General features: G+C 70.7%; 19 protein-coding genes. 11 read left to right on the top strand and 8 right to left on the bottom strand.

Annotated features, from left to right (window positions below):
- Positions 1-16: 16 nt before the first annotated feature.
- Positions 17-2,419, bottom strand: coding sequence for an immune inhibitor A domain-containing protein (locus AC0VY3_RS05495; RefSeq protein WP_242742029.1), 2,403 nt, complete (start codon positions 2,417-2,419; stop codon positions 17-19).
- A 423-nt stretch (positions 2,420-2,842) separates the two neighbouring features.
- Here AC0VY3_RS05495 and AC0VY3_RS05490 point away from each other — a divergent pair, with 423 nt between their 5' ends.
- A complete protein-coding gene (locus tag AC0VY3_RS05490) occupies positions 2,843-3,157 on the top strand; it encodes a hypothetical protein (protein ID WP_242742030.1) in 315 nt (104 codons plus the stop codon).
- Between the two features lie 7 nt (positions 3,158-3,164).
- Here the strand turns inward: AC0VY3_RS05490 and AC0VY3_RS05485 are convergent, their stop codons facing one another.
- Together AC0VY3_RS05485 and AC0VY3_RS05480 are read right to left on the bottom strand one after the other, a co-directional pair.
- Positions 3,165-3,833: an RDD family protein gene (locus tag AC0VY3_RS05485; protein WP_475549080.1), complete on the bottom strand. Its 669-nt coding sequence runs from the start codon at positions 3,831-3,833 to the stop codon at positions 3,165-3,167.
- 132 nt (positions 3,834-3,965) lie between these two features.
- Positions 3,966-5,576, bottom strand: a complete 1,611-nt coding sequence (locus tag AC0VY3_RS05480; protein ID WP_475549079.1) for an RDD family protein — start codon at positions 5,574-5,576, stop codon at positions 3,966-3,968.
- A gap of 247 nt (positions 5,577-5,823) precedes the next feature.
- Between AC0VY3_RS05480 and AC0VY3_RS05475 the strand changes: the two genes are divergently transcribed.
- Entirely contained in the window at positions 5,824-6,306 is a 483-nt protein-coding gene (locus AC0VY3_RS05475) for an SsgA family sporulation/cell division regulator (protein WP_103511592.1), read from the top strand.
- A gap of 22 nt (positions 6,307-6,328) precedes the next feature.
- On the opposite strand, the gene AC0VY3_RS05470 is transcribed toward AC0VY3_RS05475, so the two are convergent.
- Positions 6,329-7,696: an FAD-binding oxidoreductase gene (locus AC0VY3_RS05470; protein ID WP_103511593.1), complete on the bottom strand. Its 1,368-nt coding sequence runs from the start codon at positions 7,694-7,696 to the stop codon at positions 6,329-6,331.
- A 97-nt stretch (positions 7,697-7,793) separates the two neighbouring features.
- Between AC0VY3_RS05470 and AC0VY3_RS05465 the strand changes: the two genes are divergently transcribed.
- Entirely contained in the window at positions 7,794-9,509 is a 1,716-nt protein-coding gene (locus AC0VY3_RS05465) for a tetratricopeptide repeat protein (protein WP_475549078.1), read from the top strand.
- 113 nt (positions 9,510-9,622) lie between these two features.
- Here AC0VY3_RS05465 and hppD read toward each other — a convergent pair whose 3' ends face one another.
- Complete coding sequence (hppD, locus tag AC0VY3_RS05460) at positions 9,623-10,768, bottom strand: 4-hydroxyphenylpyruvate dioxygenase (protein ID WP_103511594.1); 1,146 nt, start codon at positions 10,766-10,768, stop codon at positions 9,623-9,625.
- Between the two features lie 122 nt (positions 10,769-10,890).
- Here hppD and AC0VY3_RS05455 point away from each other — a divergent pair, with 122 nt between their 5' ends.
- From AC0VY3_RS05455 to AC0VY3_RS05420, 8 genes are all read left to right on the top strand, one after another.
- Positions 10,891-11,370 carry an Lrp/AsnC family transcriptional regulator gene (locus AC0VY3_RS05455; protein WP_103511595.1) on the top strand — a complete coding sequence of 160 codons (480 nt, stop codon included), beginning with the start codon at positions 10,891-10,893 and terminating at the stop codon, positions 11,368-11,370.
- Positions 11,371-11,423: 53 nt separating this feature from the next.
- On the top strand, positions 11,424-12,071 hold the full coding sequence (locus AC0VY3_RS05450) for an ABC transporter permease (RefSeq protein ID WP_030087600.1): 648 nt from the start codon (positions 11,424-11,426) through the stop codon (positions 12,069-12,071).
- Positions 12,064-13,332 (top strand): betaine/proline/choline family ABC transporter ATP-binding protein, encoded by a 1,269-nt coding sequence (locus tag AC0VY3_RS05445; RefSeq protein ID WP_475549077.1) that lies wholly within the window; start codon positions 12,064-12,066, stop codon positions 13,330-13,332. Before AC0VY3_RS05450 ends, AC0VY3_RS05445 begins: the two co-directional genes overlap by 8 nt.
- Positions 13,329-14,198 (top strand): ABC transporter permease, encoded by an 870-nt coding sequence (locus tag AC0VY3_RS05440; RefSeq protein ID WP_103511597.1) that lies wholly within the window; start codon positions 13,329-13,331, stop codon positions 14,196-14,198. Before AC0VY3_RS05445 ends, AC0VY3_RS05440 begins: the two co-directional genes overlap by 4 nt.
- An 86-nt stretch (positions 14,199-14,284) precedes the next feature.
- On the top strand, positions 14,285-15,175 hold the full coding sequence (locus AC0VY3_RS05435) for a glycine betaine ABC transporter substrate-binding protein (protein ID WP_258047348.1): 891 nt from the start codon (positions 14,285-14,287) through the stop codon (positions 15,173-15,175).
- Between the two features lie 76 nt (positions 15,176-15,251).
- Complete coding sequence (locus AC0VY3_RS05430; protein WP_475549076.1) at positions 15,252-15,905, top strand: helix-turn-helix domain-containing protein; 654 nt, start codon at positions 15,252-15,254, stop codon at positions 15,903-15,905.
- Positions 15,906-15,969: 64 nt separating this feature from the next.
- On the top strand, positions 15,970-16,176 hold the full coding sequence (locus AC0VY3_RS05425; protein WP_103511599.1) for a hypothetical protein: 207 nt from the start codon (positions 15,970-15,972) through the stop codon (positions 16,174-16,176).
- A 25-nt stretch (positions 16,177-16,201) separates the two neighbouring features.
- Positions 16,202-17,593: an MFS transporter gene (locus AC0VY3_RS05420; RefSeq protein WP_475549075.1), complete on the top strand. Its 1,392-nt coding sequence runs from the start codon at positions 16,202-16,204 to the stop codon at positions 17,591-17,593.
- Here the strand turns inward: AC0VY3_RS05420 and AC0VY3_RS05415 are convergent.
- The 3 genes from AC0VY3_RS05415 to AC0VY3_RS05405 all read right to left on the bottom strand — a co-directional run bounded on the left by AC0VY3_RS05415 (position 17,553) and on the right by AC0VY3_RS05405 (position 21,475).
- Positions 17,553-18,341, bottom strand: coding sequence for a S16 family serine protease (locus AC0VY3_RS05415; RefSeq protein ID WP_475549074.1), 789 nt, complete (start codon positions 18,339-18,341; stop codon positions 17,553-17,555). The genes AC0VY3_RS05420 and AC0VY3_RS05415 overlap by 41 nt on opposite strands.
- A 204-nt stretch (positions 18,342-18,545) precedes the next feature.
- Entirely contained in the window at positions 18,546-19,190 is a 645-nt protein-coding gene (locus AC0VY3_RS05410) for an IclR family transcriptional regulator (RefSeq protein ID WP_030087587.1), read from the bottom strand.
- A gap of 500 nt (positions 19,191-19,690) precedes the next feature.
- Positions 19,691-21,475 (bottom strand): DEAD/DEAH box helicase, encoded by a 1,785-nt coding sequence (locus AC0VY3_RS05405; RefSeq protein WP_103511606.1) that lies wholly within the window; start codon positions 21,473-21,475, stop codon positions 19,691-19,693.
- Positions 21,476-21,609 lie beyond the last annotated feature (134 nt).

Raw genomic sequence — 21,609 nt, 5'->3', positions numbered from 1 at the left:
CTGCGGTTTTACTTGATCAGCGACCCGAGGGGCTGACCAGGACGGTCATCGTCCGGCCGTTGCGGGGCTCGTGCACGATGGAGATGCGGGTGTTCGTGTCAGAAACCTTGACACTGCCCGTGGGGTTCTCCTTGTACCAGTAGGTGCCCCTGCGGTCGTCGAAGACCGGGTTGCCCAGGCTGGGCTTGATGTACTGCGGGACGTCCGCGTTGTGGAGCGTGAAGCCCTTGTTCGGGTACCAGCTGAACGGCGCGTCGAACGGCTGGATCTTGTTGCGCAGGAGCGAGCCGTCCTTCCACTTGAGCGGCTTGGCGTGCGCGTCGATCGGCAGGATCAGACCCTGGCCCGGGTGGACGGAGGTGTTGTTGTCCTTCTGGGAGGTGTCCCAGAGCCAGACCAGCAGACCCGTCTGGTACGCGTAGTGCTCGACCCAGTCCGGACGCGTGCCGGAGAAGCCGAAGTTGTACGGGCCGACCTTCAGGGTCTCGTCGTACGAGACGTACTGGCGGTTCTCCGCGATGTAGTACTGCGGGTAGTCCTGGGTGAAGGACTCGCCGATCCGCGAGAAGCCCTTGACGGTCCAGCCGTTGTCGTCGCCCTCGGCGTTGTCCGAGAAGAGCTCGGCGCCGTCGGCGGTGACGGTGATGGCGTCGGCCGCGAAGCCCTTGCCGCCCGCGCCGCCGTCCGTCTGGTAGCGGAAGCGGAGGTCGACCTTCTTGCCCGCGTAGGCGTCCAGCGAGTACGAGAGCTTCTTGTACGCGCCCGAGACGTCGGTCAGGGCCGGCTTGTCACTGGCGTCGCGCGGGATGGCCTTGCCGTCGGCGGTGCCGTCGAGCGCGGTCCAGCTGGTGCCGCCGTTGTCGGACACCTCGGTGTAGAGGTAGTCGTAGTCGGCCTCGATGTCGTACCAGCCCGAAAGGTCCAGCGTGGCCTTGGACTTGCCGGTCAGGTCGACCGAGCGGGTCAGGGTGTTCGACAGGTCGTCGCCCATGTCGCTCCACCACTGCTTCTCGCCCTCGGCGGGCTTGACGACGGTGGTGGTGACGGCCTTCTCCGGCAGCTCGACGACGAGCGCCTGCGGGTTCTTGGTGTTGTACTCCGAGACACCCAGCTTGTGCAGCGAGGTCTTGCCGGCCTTGGCCTTGTCGTAGTCGAGCCAGCCGAGCTGGAGCTTGTCCCACGAGGTCATGTCGCCCGGCAGGTTGCCGATCTCGCCCTGGCCGGTGCCGAGCCAGGAGCCCGCCGACATCAGGGACCAGAAGCCGACCGAGTTCTCGCCGCCGCCGGAGGTGTCGTACAGGTCCGGCAGACCGAGGTCGTGGGCGTACTCGTGGGCGAAGACGCCCAGTCCGCCGTTCTCGGGCTGGACGGTGTAGTCGCCGACCCAGATGCCCGTGTCGCCGATCTGGGCGCCACCGGCCTTGTTGTTCGCGGGGCCGGTCGCACCGGCGTTGGTGCCGTACGCGTACCAGCGGTGCGCCCAGATGGCGTTGGTGCCCTCGGCGCCGCCGCCGGCCGACTCGTCCTCGCCGGCGTGGACCAGCTGGAAGTGGTCGATGTAGCCGTCGGGCTCGTTGAAGTTGCCGTCGCCGTCGAAGTCGTAGCGGTCCCACTGGTCGTACTCGGCCAGGTTCGCCTTGATCTCGGCGTCGGTGCGGCCCTTGGCCTGCTGGTCGGCGACCCAGGCGTTCACGCCGTCGCGGACCGCGTCCCACACGTTGGCGCAGTTGGACTGGCCGCAGTAGTTGGAGCCGTAACGGGCCTCGTTGTAGGGCACCTTGACCCAGTCGGAGACCTCGCCCTCGACCGAGTAGCGCCCCGAGGAGGTCTTCTCGTAGTAGGTCTTGAGCGAGTTGACGCCCTTGCCCTCACCGAAGTAGAGCTCCTGGAAGTGCTCCTGGTTGTAGTCGTCCTTCCAGGCGGTGCTGTTGTCCTTCTTCGGGTCCGGCTTGGCGATCTCGTTGTGCGCCGGGCCCGGGGCGCCGCCGTACTTCTTGACGGGCGGCTTGGGGCCGTCGCCGTCGGGGTCGAACATCGTGGTGTCGTCGACCTCGTCGCCGAACTCCAGCAGGATGGTGAAGATCTTGTCGGTCTTCTCCCGGCCGAGCTCCACGTACTTCTTGTCGCCGAGCTTGACGACCTTGGAGCCGCTCTTGTTCGCCACCTTCTTGTCTCCGGACAGCACCTGCTCCAGCGCGGCCTCGCGCTGGGCGGCCTGCTGCTCGCTGAAGGGGCCTTCCAGGTTGTGCTCCACATGCCCCTTGGCCGGTGCCGGGTCATGGCGGTCGACGGTGGTGACACCGGAACCTGATGATCCGTCATGCGCCTGGGCGGTGGCGAAGGTCGACGCCGTCGCAGCGGTCGCAGCCATGGCCACGACAACGGCGGCGGTACGAAGCGCCTGTCTCTGATTGGTCACTTGATGCAGTCCTCCCCGGGCGTCCGCGCAGCGGCCAGGGGGGTATGTAGCGGGCCGCGCGCGTAAACGCGTCACAAGTGACGACATTCGATCGGAGTTATGAGAGAAAAGACAGACCTTGACTTGAACAGACCAAGTGCACTATGCGGAGCACTCATCCGGTATGCGGACGGTATGAGGAGGGCATGGGAACGGTAAAAGAACGACGGCGGTCCGGACCAGGCCGTCCGCGGTTTCCAACAGGCGCGCTCCGCTGTCCGGTTGGTGAGAGACGTGACTCCGTGCGCCCCCTGTGCACCGGTACCGTGGGTTAGGTCACGCTTACTACCGGTCCGTGTCGGGCATCCACCGTCGTAGGGTCGTTCGGCGCCTTCACCCGTGTCGACCGCCCGCCCATCCGACGTCCCGAGGACGGAAACCGTCATGCCGCGTCCGACTGCCGCACAGTTCGCCTACGGTTCGGCCACCGTCGTCGTCACGACGCTCGCCCTGCTGCTGCTGTTCCGCACGGAGTCCGGCATCGGCGTGGCCGCCGTCGGCGCGACCGCGCTGGCCCTCGGCCTGCTGGTGGCCGTACGGCTGCCACTCCCCCGCCACCGCACCACGGAGGGGACCGGGCGGCCGGCGGGCGGCCACGCCGCCCGGACCCACCACGCCCTGGAGAGCATCGGGGTCCGGGAGCGCGTCCCGGCGGGCCGCTCGTCCGCGCGGGTGAACGAGCACTCGCTGCGCCGCTAGCGGTCCGCTAGCGGGCGACCACCACGACCGTCTTCGCCGCCTTGTCCTGGAGCCCCTGCCGGTAGGGCTTGTCGGTGAACATCAGCACGATGTTGATGAGCCACCACAGGCACGGGCAGCACAGCAGCGCCGGGGCCCACAGCACGACGGCCCGCATCAGCGCGGCCCCGGTGTCGGGCACCCGCCCGTCGTTGAGCATCGCCACGCGCAGCTTCAGCAGCCGCTTGCCCACCGTGCGGCCGTCCTTGTGGGTGAAGTACGTGTCGTAGGCGACGTAGACGACCAGGCCGATGATCGACCACAGCAGCTGGTGCCCGCTGTACCCGCCGGCGACCGCGTCCCCGAACCCGTCGTCGCCGTCCCCGTTGACGTCGACCGCGCCGCCCCAGGGCAGCGAGATCAGGTACAGCGGGATCGAGATGATGAGGAAGTCGATGAGCCGCGCCAGGATCCGCTTACCGGGCTCGGCGAGCGGCGGCATCCCGGCCAGCGGATCGGGCGCCCCGAAACCACCGCCGCTGCCGTACGGGTCGTTCGGCGGGGGCGGAGGAGGCGGCGGGGGCGGCGCACTGCCGTACGGCTGACCCTCGGACGGCGGCGAGGGCTCCTGCGGCTTCTTGAGGAACGGATCGTCGTCCTCGGGCGGCTGGCCGGGCGTCGGCTGGTCGTTGCTCATGGGGGCAGTGCATCCCGCACCACCGGGGCCCGCAACGGCTCAGGTGCGTTCGGGGGACGCGGGGCGGCATACGAGTCTAAACGGGCATGTCGCCACGCGCCCGGCCACGCCCTGGGCAGTCGGGTGACCCGCTCAGCCGGCGACGAACGTACGGGCGGCCTTGTCGTGCCAGCACTGGCGCCAGGGGCGGTCGATCAGGCACCAGAGGACGTTGACCACACCGATGACGAGCAGCCCCAGCACGCCGTAGACGAGCCAGCGGCGCAGGGCCGCGCCCAGGGACGGGGAGTCTTGGGACTCGATGTCCCGTACGTCGAGCCCGAAGAGCTTCTTGCCCAGCGTCCGGCCCCACTTGGCCGTCGGCAGCGCCTCCAGGAGGAAGCCGAGCAGCAGGAACGCGGCGAGCAGCGCGCCCAGCAGCGCCCCGGTGGTGGAGTCCAGCAGCCAGACGGTGACGGTCTCCCCCGTCTCCTTCGCCGCGGTGATCTTCCGGTCGATGTGGTCGAGCGCCCGGGTGGTCAGCGGGACGGCCGCCGCGCCGACGATCGCGCCGAGCACGAGGTTGTCGACCAGCCGGGCGGCGAACCGCTTGCCGAGACCGGCGGGCCGGGCCGAGGCCTGGTTGCGGGCGAGTTGCTGGAAGGGGTCGTCGACCGGCGGCTTCCAGGGCACGACGGGCTGGTCCGCGCCCGGACCGAGCCCCTGTTGCTGGTGCGGCAGTTGGTGCTGCTGGGGCGGCTGGGACTGCTGCTGCGCTTCGGGCTGGGCCAGTTGGTGGACCTGCTGCGCCCAGGAGGCCGAGCCGCCGCCGGGGCCGGGCGTCAGGGGCGTGTGCAGGGCCGCCGGGGGCTCGGGCGCGGGAGCCGCCGGGGACGGCGTCACGGGCGTCGCGGCGGGGGCCTGGACCGGCCCCTGCCGTACTTCCCGCGGGGCGGGCGCGGGGGCCGGGACGGGCGCGGGAGCCTCGGCCTGCGAGACCTGCTGCGCCTGTGCCTGCTGGGCCTGCTGTACGTGCGGGGACTGGGCCCGGGCCGGGAGAGCGCGGGGCTCCGGGGCCGGGGCGATGCTGTTCTGCGGCGCGCCCACGTTCTGCGGGCCCTGCGGCGTAACGGAGTTCGGCGGTACGGCTTGGGGCGCCGGGGTGCTTCCCCGTACCGCCTTCGGCTGCTGCCCCACCGCGCGGATCGTGACCGTCCCGTCGGCCGGCGGACGGGTCCCGGCCTCCTCGGCGGGCCGTCCGCCGCTCTCGCGCATCCCCGGCAGCGCGCCGCCGGTCGGGTCCTGGGCCAGCGGCGCCCTCGGGTCGGCGGGCTGCGCCGGACGGCCGGGGCCCGCGGGCTCCCGCGCCGGTCCGCCCCACTCCACCCGGCGGTCCCGTTCGCCGCCGAAACCGCTCTGGCGTGCCGTGTCCGCCTGCCAGACGGACCCGGCGTCACCGCCGGCCGGCTGGTCCGCGGGGGCGGCACCGGGTGCGCCGGGTCCGGCCGGGGCACCCCGGCCGGACCCGACGCCGTCCTCCTCGTCGAAGAAGATCGGCCCGGTCTCCTCCACCGGCGCGGTCTGCGCACCGGCCGCCGGGGCGGGGGCGGTTGCGGCCGGTCCCGTCTGCCGGGGCGCGGGCCGGCTCGTACCCGGGACCCAGGACGCGCCGTTCCAGTACCGGACGTAGCCGGGGATGGAGGGGTCGGGGTAGTAGCCCTCGCGGGGGCTTTCGTCACCGGGTGCCGGAGTTGGCGCGCTCATCAGCGGGTCCCGTATCTCTTCGAGGCCTCAGGCCGTCCCCGCCGGGCGGGCGGACGGCCTCAATACAAGGGTCCACATCTATCAGACAGCCGCCCGCCCCCGGGCCGGTCCACCTGTTTGGGACCACTTTCGGGACGGCCCGAAGTTTTTTTGAGAAGTCGCGTAATAGGTGGCGGGGAGGGCGCTCTCTCCTTGTGCGGGACGGTCACGGGACCGGCCCATGAGCACCGGAAGGTTGTGCATTCTCATGATGAGCATCGTGGAACGTGAGCTGGAGCTGCGCCTCGTCCTGTCCCCCGAGCGGTCCATCCCGGTTCCCGCCCGGCTGACGTATCGCACCGACGACCCGTACGCCGTGCACATCGCCTTCCACATCGGCTCCGAGTCCCCCGTGCACTGGACGTTCGCCCGGGAGCTGCTGGTGGAGGGTGTGTTCCGGCCGTGCGGGCACGGGGACGTACGGATCTGGCCGACGAAGGTCGCGGGCCGCAGCGTGATCTGCGTGGCCCTCACCTCCCCCGACGGCAACGCCCTGCTGGAGGTGCCCTCGGCCGCCGTGTCCGCCTGGGTGGAGCGGACCCTGCGCATCGTGCCGCCGGGCACCGAGGGCGAGCGGCTCGGCATCGACGAGGCGCTGGCGGAGCTGCTGGCCCCACTGCCGGCCGACGACCTGTGGCTGAGCGACCCGTGGTCGGCGGACGAGTCGCCGTCCCAGGACGGTGAGGTGTGAGGGCCGCCGCGAAAGGCGGTGATCAGAAGAGCTTGCCGGGGTTGAGGAGACCGAGCGGATCGAAGGCGGCCTTGATTCCGCGTTGCAGTTCGACGCCGGTCTCGCCCAGTTCACGGGCGAGCCACTCCTTCTTGAGGACTCCGACGCCGTGTTCGCCGGTGATGGTTCCGCCGAGTTCGAGACCGAGCGCCATGATGGCGTCGAAGGACTCGCGGGCCCGGCGGGACTCGTCGGGGTCGTGGTGGTCGAAGCAGACGACGGGGTGGGTGTTGCCGTCGCCCGCGTGGGCGCAGACGCCGATGGTGAGGTCGTACTCCTCGGCGATGGCGGCCGTGCCCGCGAGCATCGCGCCGAGCTGCGAGCGCGGTACGCAGACGTCGTCGATCATCGTGGCGGACTTGACGGTCTCCAGCGCGGTGAGCGACATCCGGCGGGCCTGGAGGAGGAGTTCGGACTCGGCCGGATTATCGGCGGGGACCACTTCGGTGGCCCCGGCGGCGGTGCAGAGCTCTCCGACGGCGGCGAGATCGGCGAGCGGGTCCGGGGTGTCGAAGGCGCAGAGGAGGAGTGCCTCGGTGGTCTCGGGCAGGCCCATGGAGGCCATCGCGTTGACGGCACGCACGGTCGTACGGTCCATCAGTTCGAGGAGTGACGGGGTGTGACCGCGCTCCATGATCCGGCACACAGCGTCACAGGCGGCGGTCGCGGAGGGGAACTCGGCGGCGAGGACGAGCTGCTGGGGCGGCTGCGGTTTGAGCGCGAGGACGGCCTTGACGACGATTCCGAGGCTGCCCTCGGAGCCGACGAAGAGCCGGGTCAGGTCGTATCCCGCGACGCCCTTGGCGGTGCGCCGGCCGGTGGTCAGGAGCCGCCCGTCGGCGAGGACGACCTCCAGGCCCAGCACGTATTCGGCGGTGACCCCGTACTTCACGCAGCACAGACCGCCGGACGCGGTGCCGATGTTGCCGCCGATGGTGCACGTCTCCCAGCTGGAGGGGTCCGGCGGGTAGTACAGACCGTGTTCGTTCACAGCGCGTGAGAGCACCGCGTTGACGACGCCCGGTTCGACGACGGCGATCCGGTCGACCGGGCTGATCTCCAGGATCCGGTCCATCTTCACCAGGGAGAGCACGATGCAGCCGTCCGAGGCGTTGGCCGCGCCGGACAGGCCGGTACGGGCGCCCTGCGGGACGACCGGGACGCGCAGCGCGGTGGCGGTGCGCATGACGTGCTGGACCTGCTCGACCGTGCGCGGGAGCACCACGACGGCCGGGGTGCCGGCCTCGCAGAAGCTCGCCATGTCGTGGGCGTAGGACGCGGTGACGTCCGGATCGGTGATCAGCGCCTCGGGAGGCAGTCCCGCGCGCAGCCGTTCGAGGAGATCGCTCATGATCCAAGCGTGACACCCGGGGCCAAAGGTGTGAACCCGTGGGCGGCAACGATCCCAAGGCGCGGTGTGCTCGTATGACTGACGCACAGTGATGGCCATGGATGTCATGCCCCAGCAGGATCCCGAGTCCCGCCGGCCGCCCGAGCAGTCCCCGCAGGACCCGACGAACGCGCAGGACCCGCAGGACCCGCAGGACGCGATGGCCAGGCAGGATCCTTACGCGATGCCCGCCGAAGGCGCCACCGCCGTACCTCCGCCGCCTCCCACCCTGCGGACGACGTTGCGGCGGGCCGCGGTCGGCGCGGTGGCGGCCGGGGTGCTGCTGGCCGGAGCGCTGGTGGCGGTGGACGACGGGGAGGGCGACGGGCCGAAGGAGCCGGGTCCGGTCGAGCGGGCCGAGGCGGCGACGACCGCGGGCTCGCCCGCCTCGCTCTCGGACCTCACCGCACTGATCGGCGACCGGCAGAAGTGGGTGGAGTCCCACCCGAAGGACGCCCCGTCCCTGGCGACGCTCGGCACGGCGTACGTGGAGTGGGCGCGGCGTTCGGCGGACACCGCGTACTACGCCCGCGCGGAGCAGGCCCTGAAGCGCTCGCTGGCGGCGCAGCCGGGCGAGCGCGGCAACGGGGAGGCGTGGGTGGGTCTTGCGGCACTGGCCAACGCCCGGCACGACTTCCTCGCGGCGAAGCGGTGGGGCGAGACGGTACGGAAGCAGCAGCCGAAGAGCTGGAGCGTGTACCCGGTCCTCATCGACGCCTACACCGGGCTCGGCGACCGGAAGGCGGCCACCGCGGCGACGGAGAAGTTCGGCGAACTGCGCAAGGGCGTTCCGGCGCTGGCCCGCACCGCCGATCTGTACCGGGGCCAGGGCTGGCGCGAGGACGCGCTGGCCACCGCCCGGGAGGCGGCGGACCGGGCGACCCAGCCCGCCGAGAAGGCCGAGGCGCTGCACCGGCTGGGCGAGCTGGCCTGGGAGCGGGGCGAGGCGGCGGAGGCGGTGGCGCAGTTCGACGCGGCGCTGCGCACGGACGCCGGCCACCTCCCCGCGCTGGCGGGCCGGGCCCGGGCCCTGGTGGCGCTGGACCGCACCGACGAGGCGCTGGCCGCGTACCAGAGCGCGCTGGAACAGTTTCCGCGCCCGGAGTACGCGCTGGAACTGGGCGAGCTGTACGAGTCGCTGGGGCTGGACGGTGACGCCCGCACCCAGTACACGAAGCTCCGGGAGATGGTGGCGGAGGCGAAGAAGGCCGGGGTCGACGAGTCCCTGGTGCTGGCCCGCTTCGAGGCCGACCACGGGGACCCGGACGCGGCGGTGGAGCTGTTGCGCGGCCAGTGGGCGAAGCAGCACCGCAGTGCGGCGGTGGCGGACGCGCTGGGCTGGGCGCTGCACCGGGCGGGAGAGTCCGAGGAGGGCCTGGAGTACGCGCAGCGGGCCGCGGACACGGGCGTGCGGAACGCCTCGTACGCGTACCACCTGGGCGTGATCCAGCGGGAGCTGGCGGACCACGGTCCGGCGCGCCGCAATCTGGAGCAGGCCGTGCGCACCAACCCGGCCTTCTCGCCGCTCGCCGCGCCGCTGGCCCACAAGGCGCTGGACGCGCTGGGCGAGCCGCCGCCGGGCGGGCCGGGCGACATGCAGCCGCCTCCGCCCCCGCCGCCGGCCCCCGAGCCGAAGCCGGAGCCGAAGCCGGAGCCGAAGCAGGAGCAGGAGAAGAAGCCCAAGGCCCCGGCCCCGGCTGCCTCGAAGACGGCAACCGCCCCCTCGGAGTCCCCGTCGCCCTCCCCCTCGCCCGCCGCGGCGAAGAGCCCGTGAACCGGAGGACGTGAAGCGCAGGACGTAAAGCGGAGGCCGTGAACGGCGAACGCCGCCGTGGTCCGAGGTACTGCCTCGGACCACGGCGGCGTTCTCCACCGTCCGCGAGCGGATCAGAGGTTGCCGCGCTTCTCCTGCTCGCGCTCGATCGCCTCGAACAGGGCCTTGAAGTTGCCCTTGCCGAAGCCCATGGAGCCGTGGCGCTCGATCATCTCGAAGAAGACGGTCGGCCGGTCCTGGACCGGCTTGGTGAAGATCTGCAGCAGATAGCCGTCCTCGTCGCGGTCGACGAGGATCTTCAGCTCGCGCAGGGTCTCGACCGGCACCCGGGTCTCGCCGGCCCACTCGCCGAGGGTGTCGTAGTACGAGTCGGGGGTGTCCAGGAACTGCACACCGGCGGCGCGCATCGAGCGGACCGTGGAGACGATGTCGTTGGTGGCGAGCGCGATGTGCTGGACGCCGGCGCCGCCGTAGAACTCCAGGTACTCGTCGATCTGCGACTTCTTCTTCGCGACGGCCGGCTCGTTGATCGGGAACTTGACCTTGAGCGTGCCGTCGGCGACGACCTTCGACATCAGGGCGGAGTACTCGGTGGCGATGTCGTCGCCCACGAACTCCTTCATGTTGGTGAAGCCCATGACCTGGTTGTAGAAGCCGACCCACTCGTTCATCCGGCCGAGCTCGACGTTGCCGACGCAGTGGTCGATCGCCTGGAAGGTGCGCTTGGCGGGCGGCTCGACGATCGGGTTCGCCGCGGCGAAGCCGGGGAGGTAGGGGCCCTCGTAGCCGGAGCGCTCGACCAGCGTGTGGCGGGTCTTGCCGTACGTGGCGATGGCGGCGAGGACGACGGTGCCGTGCTCGTCCTTGACCTCGTGCGGCTCGGTGATGCCGCGCGCGCCGTGCTCGACGGCGTACGCGTACGCGGCCCGGGCGTCCGGGACCTCGATCGCGAGGTCGACGACGCCGTCACCGTGCGCGGCCACATGGTCGGAGAGGAAGGCGCCCCACTCGGTGGACGCCTTGATCACGGAGGTGAAGACGAAGCGGGCCGAGCCGTTGGTGAGGACGTAACTCGCCGTCTCGCGGCTGCCGTTCTCCGGTCCGGAGTAGGCCACGAGTTTCATGCCGAAGGCGGTCGAGTAGTAGTGCGCGGCCTGCTTGGCGTTGCCCACGGCGAAGACGACCGCGTCCATTCCCTTGACCGGGAAGCGGTCGGCCTGCGCTGCGGTTTCGGGGCTGGTGTGCAGAGTCTCAGTCATGTTCGAAGGCTCTCCCCACATCGCAAGGTGCGCAATAGTTCGCGCATTCACTGGTCAATATGACCAGCCGAACGCCATGATGGCCGGACTATCTGTACAGGCTGACCACCGGAGGCAGGACCGTGGCGATCGACCATCTGGACGGCCGGCTCATCGTGCTGCTCGCGCGTGAGCCGCGCATAGGCGTCCTCGAAGCATCCCGGCGGCTCGGCGTGGCGCGCGGGACCGTGCAGGCGCGGCTGGACCGCCTTCAGTCGAATGGCGTCATCCGGGGGTTCGGCCCCGACGTGGACCCGGCGGCGCTCGGCTATCCGGTCACCGCGTTCGCCACCCTGGAGATCAAGCAGGGCCAAGGGGCCGACGTACGGGCCCATTTGGGCGGCGTACCGGAAGTGCTGGAGCTGCACACCACCACCGGGCACGGCGACATGTTCTGCCGGCTCGTCGCCCGTTCCAACGCCGATCTTCAGCGGGTGATCGACCGGGTTGTCGGATTTGATGGCATTGTCCGGGCCTCCACGGCGATCGTCATGGAGAACCCGGTTCCGCTGCGGATCATCCCGCTGGTGGAACAGGCGGCCGAGGACACCGACCGAGCGTAGGGACCGACCGGGCGGCAGGGCTCGGGGAGGTCATCGATCCGAAGGAGCGCCGTGTGAGCTTCTGGGAGTACCTGAACACCCGCCACCAGCAGCTCCTCACGGACGCGTTCCAGCATGTCAGCGCGGTCTTCCAGTGCATGGTCATCGCCACCGTGCTCGGCGTGGTCATCGGGGTGGTGAGCTATCGCAGCGGCTGGGGCGGCTCGCTGGCCATCACCTCCACGGCGACGATCCTGACCATTCCGTCCCTCGCCGCGATCGGTCTGCTGATCCCGCTGGTCGGCCTGGGCGTCGCCCCGACCGTGATCACCCTGACCCTGTACGGGCTGCTGCCGATCGTCCGGAACTCCATCGTCGGGCTGCGGGGTGTCGATCCTTCGCTGGTCGACGCGGCGACGGGCATCGGGATGTCGCGGCTGGCGCGGCTGTGCCGGGTGGAGCTGCCGCTCGCCTGGCCGCCGATCCTCACCGGGATCCGGGTCTCCACCCAGATGCTGATGGGCATCGCGGCGATCGCCGCGTACGCCTCCGGGCCCGGCCTCGGCAACGAGATCTTCCGCGGCATCGCCTCGCTGGGCAGCGCCAACGCGATCAACCAGGTCCTCGCAGGCACGCTCGGCATCGTGGTCCTCGCCCTGCTCTTCGACGCCGCGTACGTCCTGCTGGGACGGCTGACCATCCCGAGGGGGATCCGTGCCTGAGACCGAGACCGGCGTCGTCGCCGTGGAGGAAGGGGCCGAGGCCGCCTCCGGGGCCACCATCCAGCTTGAGAACCTCACCAAGAAGTACCCGGGCAACCCGAACCCGGCCGTCGACAACGTCTCCATGGAGATCAAGGCCGGCGAGACGGTCATCTTCGTCGGCCCGTCCGGCTGCGGGAAGTCCACCACGCTGAAGATGATCAACCGGCTGATCGAGCCGACCTCGGGCCGGATCCGGATCGGCGACGAGGACGTCACCGACATCGACCCGGTGAAGCTGCGCCGCAAGATCGGTTACGCGATCCAGTCCTCCGGCCTCTTCCCGCACATGACGGTCGCGGACAACATCGCGCTGGTCCCGAAGATGGTCGGCTGGTCCAAGTCCCGGGTGAAGGACCGGGTGGAGGAGATGCTCGACCTGGTGGGCCTGGACCCGCGCGAGTTCCACGGCCGCTATCCGCGCCAGCTCTCCGGCGGGCAGCAGCAGCGGGTGGGCGTGGCACGGGCGCTGGCCGCCGACCCTCCCGTCCTGCTGATGGACGAGCCGTTCGGGGCGGTCGACCCGATCACCCGGGACCACCTCCAGGACGAGCTGATCCGGCTCCAGCACGAGCTGCACAAGACGATCGTGTTCGTCACCCATGACTTCGACGAGGCGATCAAGCTGGGCGACCGGATCGCGGTGCTGCGGGAGCGCTCGCACATCGCGCAGTTCGACACCCCGGAGGCGATCCTCACCAACCCGACGGACGACTTCGTCTCCGGTTTCGTCGGCGCGGGCGCGGCCCTCAAGCGCCTCAACCTCACCCGCGTACGGGATGTGGGCATCGCGGACTTCCCGACGGTCACGGTCGAGGACCCGCTCCAGACGATCTTCAACAAGCTGCGCAACGGCCCGCACAACGAGCTGCTGATGCTGGACCGCAGGAACCGCCCGTACAAGTGGCTGCGGCGCGGCGACCTGATGCGGGCGCGCGGTTCGCTGGCGCGGGCCGGGCAGCTGGTGCACGACACGGTGACCCGGGACGCCACGCTGCACGACGCGCTGGAGGCGGTGCTCACCGACAGCGGGGGCCGGGTCGCGGTGACCGGGCGGCGCGGCGAGTTCATCGGGGTCGTCGACATGAAGACGCTGATGGACAACGTGCAGGAGCTGCTGGAGACCGACCGGCTGACCGCGATGGAGCACCAGCACGAGCTGGAGGAGCAGCGCGTCCACCAGACGGAGCAGGAGCTGGAGGGGGGTGGCGGCGGAGTATGAGCCCCAGCCATCAGTCGGGCTCCGGCAAGGGCCCGGCCACTCCCACCCGGCCGCCGGGCGAGCACGACGTCAAGGGCCACGCGTTCCACGACGAGGAGAGCGACCCCTCCCCCGCCCCGGCCGCACCGGCCCGCCGGATCACCTGGCGGAAGCTGGTGCTCCTGCCGGCGGTGCTGGTGGTCGTCCTGGTCATCACGTACGTGTGGATCACCAACATCCACCTGGACTCGATCGCGGAGAACTCGCTGACCGGCGGCAACGTACAGCTGCGCTGGTGGCAGCACGTACGGCTGACGGCGATCTCCACGTTCTGGGTGCTGATCATCGCGATCCCGCTCGGTATCGCGCTGACCCGGCGGCGGCTGCGCAAGGCGGCCCCGGCGTTCACGGCGCTGGCCAACATCGGGCAGGCGACCCCGGCGATCGGCCTGCTGGCGCTGCTGGTGATCTGGCTGGGCATCGGCCCGCGGACCGCGATCATCGGCATCGTGATCTACGCGGTGCTGCCGGTGCTCTCCAACACGGTGGCGGGCCTGCGCGCGATCGAGCCGAACATGATCGAGGCGGCGCGCGGCATGGGGATGTCCGGGCGGGGCGTCCTGCTGAAGGTGGAGCTGCCGCTCGCGGTGCCGCTGATCCTGGCGGGGGTCCGGACGGCCCTGGTCCTGAACGTCGGTACGGCGACGCTGGCGACGTTCGGCGGGGGCGGCGGTCTCGGCGACCTGATCACCTCGGGGATCCAGACGCAGCGGATGCCGGTGCTGATCATCGGCTCGGTGCTGACGGTGGTGCTGGCGCTGCTGGTGGACTGGCTGGCCTCGCTGGCCGAACTGGCGCTGACGCCGCGCGGGCTGGAGGAGCGGTGAGGACCACGACGTGCGGAATCCGGGTCCTGGCGGCCGCGTCCTTGGTGCTGCTGGTGGGCGGCTGCGGGCTGAAGAGCGGTTCACCGATGGTGGACGACGTGTCGCCGGGGTCGGTCGGGCAGGGCGAGCCGCTCAAGGGCGCCACGCTGACGGTGACCTCGAAGAACTTCAGCGAGAACATCATCCTGGGCCAGATGACCGGCCTGGTGTTCAAGGCGGCCGGGGCGGAGGTCCTGGACCGGACGAACCTGCCGGGTTCGATCAGCGCCCGCGAGGCCATCATCAACGGCGACGCCGACGCGCAGTGGGACTACACCGGCACCGGCTGGATCACCTTCCTGGGCCACGCGGACCCGATCGTCGACCCGCGGAAGCAGTACGAGGCGGTGCGGGACGAGGACCGGGGCAACGGGGTGGTCTGGCTGCCGCCGGCCCCGCTCGACAACACGTACGCGCTGGCCATCAGCAAGAAGAACAACGCCGAGTACCGGCTGAAGACCCTCTCGGACGTGGCGGCCCTCGCGAGGAAGGACCCGGGCGCGGTGACGATCTGCGTGGAGAACGAGTTCGCCTCGCGCGACGACGGACTGCCCGGGATGGAGAAGAAGTACGGGATGAAGATCCCGGCGGGCAACATCCGGAAGATGGACGCCGGAATCATCTACACCCAGGTCTCCGAGTCCAGCTCCTGCCTGCTGGGCGAGGTGTTCACCACCGACGGACGCATCAAGGCGATGAACCTGGACGTCCTGGAGGACGACAAGAACTTCTTCCCCAACTACAACGCCTCCCCCGTCGTCCACGAGGCCACCTTCGAGAAGTACCCGGTGATCGCGGAGCTGCTGGACCCGCTCGCGAAGAAGCTGACGACCGAGGTCGCGCAGACGCTGAACGCCAAGGTGGACGTGGACGGCGAGGACCCGCACGAGGTGGCGAAGGACTGGCTGGTGGCGGAGGGCTTCATCGAGGAGGGCTGAGTTACAGAGGATCGTTGCAAAGATATCGTTGCAAAAAAACCTTGCAAAGGTCTCTTTGCATCTCTACCGTCAAAGCATGACGGAGAACGAGAACGAGAACGAGAACGAGAACGAGAACGAGAACGAGAACGCCCCTCGCCCCTACCGCCACGGCGGCACCGACCGGAGGATCCACAACGTCGACGCCCGCACCCTGCGCGCGGTGGCGCACCCCCTACGGCTCCGACTACTGAACACACTGCGGGAGTTCGGCCCGGCCACCGCCTCCAAGCTCGGCGAGCGGCTGGGCGAGTCCAGCGGAGCGACCAGCTACCACCTGCGCCAGCTGGCGGAGAGCGGCATGGTCGAGGACGCCCCGGAGCTGGGCAAGGGCCGCGAGCGCTGGTGGCGGTCGGTGCACGACGGCTCGATGTTCAACGCCGCGGACTTCAAGGCGCACGCCGACCCGGAGGTGCGCGGGGCCATCGACTTCGTCCTGCACGAGACGGCCACCGCCCACGCCCAGGAGCTGAACACCTGGCTGGGCACGGTGGGCGACTGGTCGGAGGAGTGGCAGCGGAGCTGGGACCTGAGCGACTTCAAGATCCGCCTCACCCCGGAACTCGCGCTGGAGCTGTCCACGAAGATCCACGAACTGGTGGAGAGCTACCGCGACGTCGTCCCCGAGGACACCGAGGGCTCGGCCGTGGTCCGCACCCATCTGCACACGTTCCCGCGCCCCTCCGAATGACCTCGCCGCGCACCGCAGCTCCCCGCACTCCCCGAACTCCCCGCCACCCGAAGGGAAGCCCGTTATGCATGCCGACGTCCACCACCTCCTGCACACCGCAGAATCCGCCGAACTCCGCTCCAGAGCAGCCGGGTTCCGCCTCCCCCGCACCAGTCTGCGCACCCGGGTCGGCTGGACCCTGGTCGAGGTGGGTCTGCGACTGACGACCCAGAGCCGCGAAGCGACCACGACCGTGAACGCGCCTGGCAGCGCCGCCTTCCATCCGGCGTAACCATCGACTCCGGGGGGACAGAACCATGGGGCACCGCACCCCGCTCGCCGCCACGCTCGCCGCCAACTCCATCTCCACCGCAGGCACTTCGCTGACCCTGATCGGCGTCCCCTGGTTCGTCCTGGAGACCACGGGCAGTGCGGGCCGGGCAGGCGTCGTCGCCTTCTGCGCGACCCTGCCGATCGTCGTCGCCGCACTGATCGGCGGACCGGTCATCGACCGGATCGGCCGCCGCCGGGTAGCCATCGCCTCCGACGCCGTGTGCGCCCTGGCCATCGCCGCGATCCCGCTGCTGCACTACGCCGGCGTCCTCGACTTCTGGATGCTGTGCGCGTTGATGGCGCTGAACGGCTTCGCCCACACCCCGGGCAACACCGCGCGCTACGTCCTGATCCCGGACCTGGCCGAGCACGCGGGCACCACGCTCGCCCGGGCCGCCAGCCTCTTCGACGCGGTCTCGCGCGGCGCCCGGATGGTCGGTGCGGCGCTCGCCGGGGTCCTCATCGCCTTCGCCGGCGCGGAATCGGTCCTGCTGCTGGACGCGGCGACGTTCGGGCTGTCCGCCCTGCTGGTCGCCGCAGGGGTACGGGGCATCCGCGCGGCCGAGCCGCGGAAGGCACGGGCCCCGGTCTCCGTACGCGCCTACGGCACCGAACTCCGCGAGGGTTACGCCCACTTGCTGAGCAACCGGCTGCTGCTGTCGGTCGTGGTCATGGTGATGTTCATGAACGGCCTCGATCAGGGCTGGTACGCCGTACTGCTGCCCGTGCACGCCGAGGCCGAGCTGGGCGGCGCGCGGGACATCGGGCTGCTCACCGCGCTGTTCGGGGCGGGCGGGCTGACAGGAGCCCTGCTGTACGGGGCGGTGGGGCACCGTTTCCCGCGCCGGGCGGTGTTCACGGCGTGCGTGATCCTGTGCGGTGCGCCGCGCTTCCTGGTCGCCGCGGTGACCGGGACGACGCTGCCGCTCGCGGTGACCATGCTGCTCGGCGGGATCGCGGGCGGCGTGCTGAACCCGATCCTGACGACGGTGGTCTACGAGCGCGTACCGGACCGGCTGCGGAGCCGGGTCTCGGGTGCGCTGACGGCGGGCTGCGAGTTCGCGATGCCGCTGGGCGGGCTCGCGGCCGGGCTGCTGGTGGAGGGCGCGGGGGCGACGGGGGCGCTGCTGGTGATGGGCGGGATCTACTTCCTGGCCACGCTGAGCCCGCTGGTGTTCCCGTCCTGGCGAACGCTGGACGACGTGCCGGAGGCGGAGGCCGGGCCCGTACAAGACACGCCGGAGGCGGAGGAGGCCAAGGAGTCCGAGAAGACCGAGGAAACCGAGGAGACCGGGAAGACCGGGAAGACCAGGGATCTGTCCGTACCGCCGCAGGTCAGCAGCTCGGCACCTTCCCGCCCGTCTCCAGGGCCTTGAGCGAGCCGACCGCGTCCTTCAGCGTGGAGACGGGCACGATCCGCAGCCCGTCCGGCCGCTCGGTCTCCGCCTGACGGCACTCGGCCTTCGGGACGAGGAAGACGGTCGCCCCGTCGCGGTGGGCGGCCTGTGTCTTCATCGACACCCCGCCGACCGCGCCGACCTTGCCGTCCGCGCTGATCGTTCCCGTACCGGCGATGGTGCGGCCGCCGGTGAGACCGCCGCCGGAGCCGTTGCCGTCGAGCTTGTCGATGATGCCGAGGGAGAGGAAGAGCCCGGCGCTCGGGCCGCCGATGTCGCCGAGGTCGACCTCGACCCGCATCGAACCGGGTTCGCGGTCCAGGTAGTCGAGGGCGGCGTCGACGGCGACGTTCTGCGACTCCTTCATGTCGTCGAGGTTGTGCTTCTCGATCTCCTTCTCGGAGCCGCCGGTGGGGTAGACGGAGTCGCGCGGCATGACCGCCCGGTCGGTGCGGAACCAGCCGTCGATCACCTCGCCGATACGGACGTCCGCCTTGGGCCCGGTGGCGAGGATCGTCGTCATCCGCAGCTGCCCGTCGGTGGCCCGGGTCTCGGCGCCGGTGATCGTGATCACCGGCCGCCCGTCGTCCTTGCCGAGCACGTCCGCGGTCACGCCGGGCCGCGCCAGGGTGAACGGCAGCGGCGCGAGGGCGACCGTACCGAACAGGGCGAGGACGGGCAGCGCGCAGAGGACGAGGGCGCGGGGGCGCGTGAGACGAGTGAGCACGCACCCAATCTAACCGGCGCACCCGACGGGGAACGCGCCAGGCGTACGCCCGCCTCCAGCCGCCCTCACCGCCCCCAGGGCCTCCGCAGCCTCCGCAGCCTCCGCGAGGGAGTGCCCGCGCCCGGGCACTCCTTGTCCGGTACGTACACGCGACCCTCGTCCGGTACGTACACGCGGCCCGGCCGCTCCCCGGCCGGTCCACGCCTACCGCAGCGCGTCGGCCACTTCCCGGGCGGCGTCGAGCACACGGGGCCCGACCCGTTCCGGTACGGCGTCGGCGAGCATGACGACGCCGACGCTGCCCTCCACGCCCGAGACCCCGACCAGCGGCGCGGCCGCCCCGCTGGCGCCGGCTTCGAGTTCGCCGTGGGTGAGGGTGTAGCCGGGGTGGCCGTTCTCCGTGGTCTGACGGGCGGACAGGATGGCCCGGCCCGCCGCGCCCCGGTCCAGCGGATGGCGGAAGCCGGCCCGGTAGGCGACGTGGTAGTCGGTCCAGGTGGGCTCGACGACGGCGACCGCGAGGGCGTCGCTGCCGTCGACGAGGGTGAGGTGGGCGGTGGCCCCTATGTCCTCGGCCAGGGAGCGCAGCGCGGGCAGCGCGGCTTCCCGGACGAGCGGGTGCACCTGTCGGCCGAGCCGCAGCACACCCAGGCCGACCCGGGCGCGGCCGCCCAGGTCGCGGCGGACCAGGGCGTGCTGCTCCAGGGTGGCGAGCAGTCGGTAGACGACGGTCCGGTTGACACCGAGTTTGTTGGACAACTCGGTGACGGTCAGTCCGTGATCGGTGTCGGCGAGCAGTTTGAGGACGCGCAGTCCTCGGTCGAGCGTCTGGGAAGTCTCCGCTGTCACGACGCCCTCTCCTCTTCGGGGTGAGCGACGACGGTCCTGCTCCGGCGGTTGCGACGCCGGTCCCAGCGGCGACGCACGGAGAGGCCGCCGGCCTGGCAAGGCACCGGCTGCGCTCCGCGGCGGCGTTGCCACGGGGCGTTCATATGGCGGGGACAGTAGCGAGCCGGTCCGCTCAGCGGAAGTCCTCGTCCAGAATCCGGTCTCCGGACGCGGAGCCCCGGTACGGCCCGCGCATAAGGGCCGGTCAGCGGGACGACGTCCGGTAAGCGAACATCTACGCGCGTTCACGTGTCACGACACGGTCGGGGCACCGCGTCCACGGATGTGAACCATCGTTAACAGTGTGTGAACGGCCACCGGAGAAATTTCCCGGCGCCGCCGACCGGAAACGTCGCGGCGCCGCCCGGACGTCCGCCCGGGAGACCGCCCGGAAAAGCCGTCGGCCCGTACGGAGGAGGGAACCTCCGCACGGGCCGACAAGAACCGGAACGCCACCGGGATCACGTCATCCGGGTGGCCCACTCCTGGACCTTCGCGATGCGCGTCTGGATCTGGTGGGCCGTCGCCTCGGCGCTCGGCGGGCCGCCGCAGACCCGGCGCAGTTCGGTGTGGATGACACCGTGCGGCTTGCCGCTCTGGTGGGTGTAGGCGGAGACCATCGTGTTGAGCTGCTTGCGCAGGCTGAGCAACTGCTTGTGGGTGACGACGGGCCGCGCCTCGGCGGGCTTCTCCAGGAGGTCGGCCTCCTCGGCCGGCTTCTGGCGGCTGTGCGCGATCTGCCGGCTCTGCCGCTTCTGGAGGAGCAGCTGGACCTGGTCCGGCTCCAGGAGCCCCGGGATGCCGAGGTAGTCCTGCTCCTCCTCGGAACCGGGGTGGGCCTGCATGCCGAACTCGGCGCCGTCGTACAGCACCCGGTCGAATACGGCGTCGGACTCCAGCGCCTCGAAGGGCAGCTGCTCCTCGGTCTCCTCGTCCTCCAGCTTCTCCGCGTCGGCGAGGAGCTTGTCCTCCTCCGAGAACGGGTTCTCCTCGTCACTGCCCTTCTTCGGCTTGTCGAGCACGTGGTCGCGCTCGACCTCCATCTCGTTGGCGAAGTCGAGGAGCATCGGGATCGTCGGTACGAAGACGGACGCGGTCTCGCCGCGCCTGCGGGAGCGCACGAAGCGGCCGACGGCCTGGGCGAAGAAGAGAGGCGTGGAGATGGTGGTCGCGTACACGCCGACGGCGAGCCGCGGCACATCGACACCCTCCGACACCATGCGCACGGCGACCATCCAGCGCGACTCGTCCGCGCTGAACTTGTCGATCTTCTTGGAGGCGGCCTTCTCGTCGGAGAGGACGACGGTCGGCGTCTCGCCGGTGACCTTCTTGAGGATCTTGGCGTACGCGCGTGCCGAGTCCTGGTCGGTCGCGATGACGAGCCCGCCCGCGTCGGGGATGCCCTTGCGGACCTCGGTGAGCCGCTTGTCGGCGGCGGAGAGCACGTTGGGGATCCACTCGCCGGTGGGCGCCAGCGCGGTGCGCCAGGCCTGCCCGATGGCGTCCTTGGTCATCGGCTCGCCGAGCCGGGCGGCGATCTCGTCGCCCGCCTTGGTGCGCCAGCGCATGTTGCCGCTGTAACTGAGGAAGATGACCGGGCGGACGACGCCGTCGGCGAGCGCGTTGCCGTAGCCGTAGGTGTAGTCGGCGGAGGAGCGGCGGATGCCGTCATTGCCCTCCTCGTAGGCGACGAACGGGATCGGGTTGGTGTCCGACCGGAACGGCGTACCGGTCAGCGCAAGCCGCCGGGTCGCCGGGTCGAACGCCTCCTGGCAGGCCTCGCCCCAGGACTTCGAGTCACCGGCGTGGTGGATCTCGTCGAGGATCACGAGCGTCTTGCGCTGCTCGCAACGGTTGCGGTGCAGCATCGGGCGGACGCCGACACCCGCGTAGGTGACGGCGACCCCGTGGTACTCCTTGCTGAGCGGACCGGCGCTGTAGTCGGGGTCGAGCTTGATCCCTATCCGGGCGGCCGCCTCCGCCCACTGCTTCTTGAGGTGCTCGGTCGGGGCGACGACGGTGATCTGCTGGACGACATGGTGGTGCAGCAGCCACGACGCGAGCGTCAGCGCGAACGTGGTCTTGCCGGCGCCGGGCGTCGCGACGGCGAGGAAGTCGCGCGGCTGCTCCTGGACGTACCTCTCCATGGCGCCCTGCTGCCAGGCTCGCAGCTTGCCGGCGGTGCCCCAGGGGGCACGGCCGGGAAAGGCGGGTGAGAGGTGGTGGGAGGCGGTGGTAGTAGTCACGGTCTCCGGTTCGGGGCTCTCGGGTACGTGGGTCGCTGCCGGCACCGGACCGGGCCCGTACGTCCCGGCCCGCGATACGACAACCGGGCCACCTTACCGGGGGCCCGGTGGAAACCCGGTACGAACGAGCCGCG

The sequence above is a fragment of the Streptomyces sp. iso_384 genome, assembly GCF_056172905.1.
The sequence above is the reverse complement of the archived record's forward strand: the minus strand, read 5'-3'. Positions and strand labels throughout refer to the sequence as shown.

Excerpts from the sequence above, each read along its gene's own strand:
- AC0VY3_RS05490 (WP_242742030.1), top strand. The coding sequence starts at position 2,843 with ATGCCGCGTCCGACTGCCGCACAGTTCGCCTACGGTTCGGCCACCGTC.
- AC0VY3_RS05485 (WP_475549080.1), bottom strand. The coding sequence starts at position 3,833 with ATGAGCAACGACCAGCCGACGCCCGGCCAGCCGCCCGAGGACGACGAT.
- AC0VY3_RS05480 (WP_475549079.1), bottom strand. The coding sequence starts at position 5,576 with ATGAGCGCGCCAACTCCGGCACCCGGTGACGAAAGCCCCCGCGAGGGC.
- AC0VY3_RS05475 (WP_103511592.1), top strand. The coding sequence starts at position 5,824 with ATGATGAGCATCGTGGAACGTGAGCTGGAGCTGCGCCTCGTCCTGTCC.
- AC0VY3_RS05470 (WP_103511593.1), bottom strand. The coding sequence starts at position 7,696 with ATGAGCGATCTCCTCGAACGGCTGCGCGCGGGACTGCCTCCCGAGGCG.
- AC0VY3_RS05465 (WP_475549078.1), top strand. The coding sequence starts at position 7,794 with ATGGATGTCATGCCCCAGCAGGATCCCGAGTCCCGCCGGCCGCCCGAG.
- hppD (WP_103511594.1), bottom strand. The coding sequence starts at position 10,768 with ATGACTGAGACTCTGCACACCAGCCCCGAAACCGCAGCGCAGGCCGAC.
- AC0VY3_RS05440 (WP_103511597.1), top strand. The coding sequence starts at position 13,329 with ATGAGCCCCAGCCATCAGTCGGGCTCCGGCAAGGGCCCGGCCACTCCC.
- AC0VY3_RS05435 (WP_258047348.1), top strand. The coding sequence starts at position 14,285 with ATGGTGGACGACGTGTCGCCGGGGTCGGTCGGGCAGGGCGAGCCGCTC.
- AC0VY3_RS05430 (WP_475549076.1), top strand. The coding sequence starts at position 15,252 with ATGACGGAGAACGAGAACGAGAACGAGAACGAGAACGAGAACGAGAAC.
- AC0VY3_RS05425 (WP_103511599.1), top strand. The coding sequence starts at position 15,970 with ATGCATGCCGACGTCCACCACCTCCTGCACACCGCAGAATCCGCCGAA.
- AC0VY3_RS05420 (WP_475549075.1), top strand. The coding sequence starts at position 16,202 with ATGGGGCACCGCACCCCGCTCGCCGCCACGCTCGCCGCCAACTCCATC.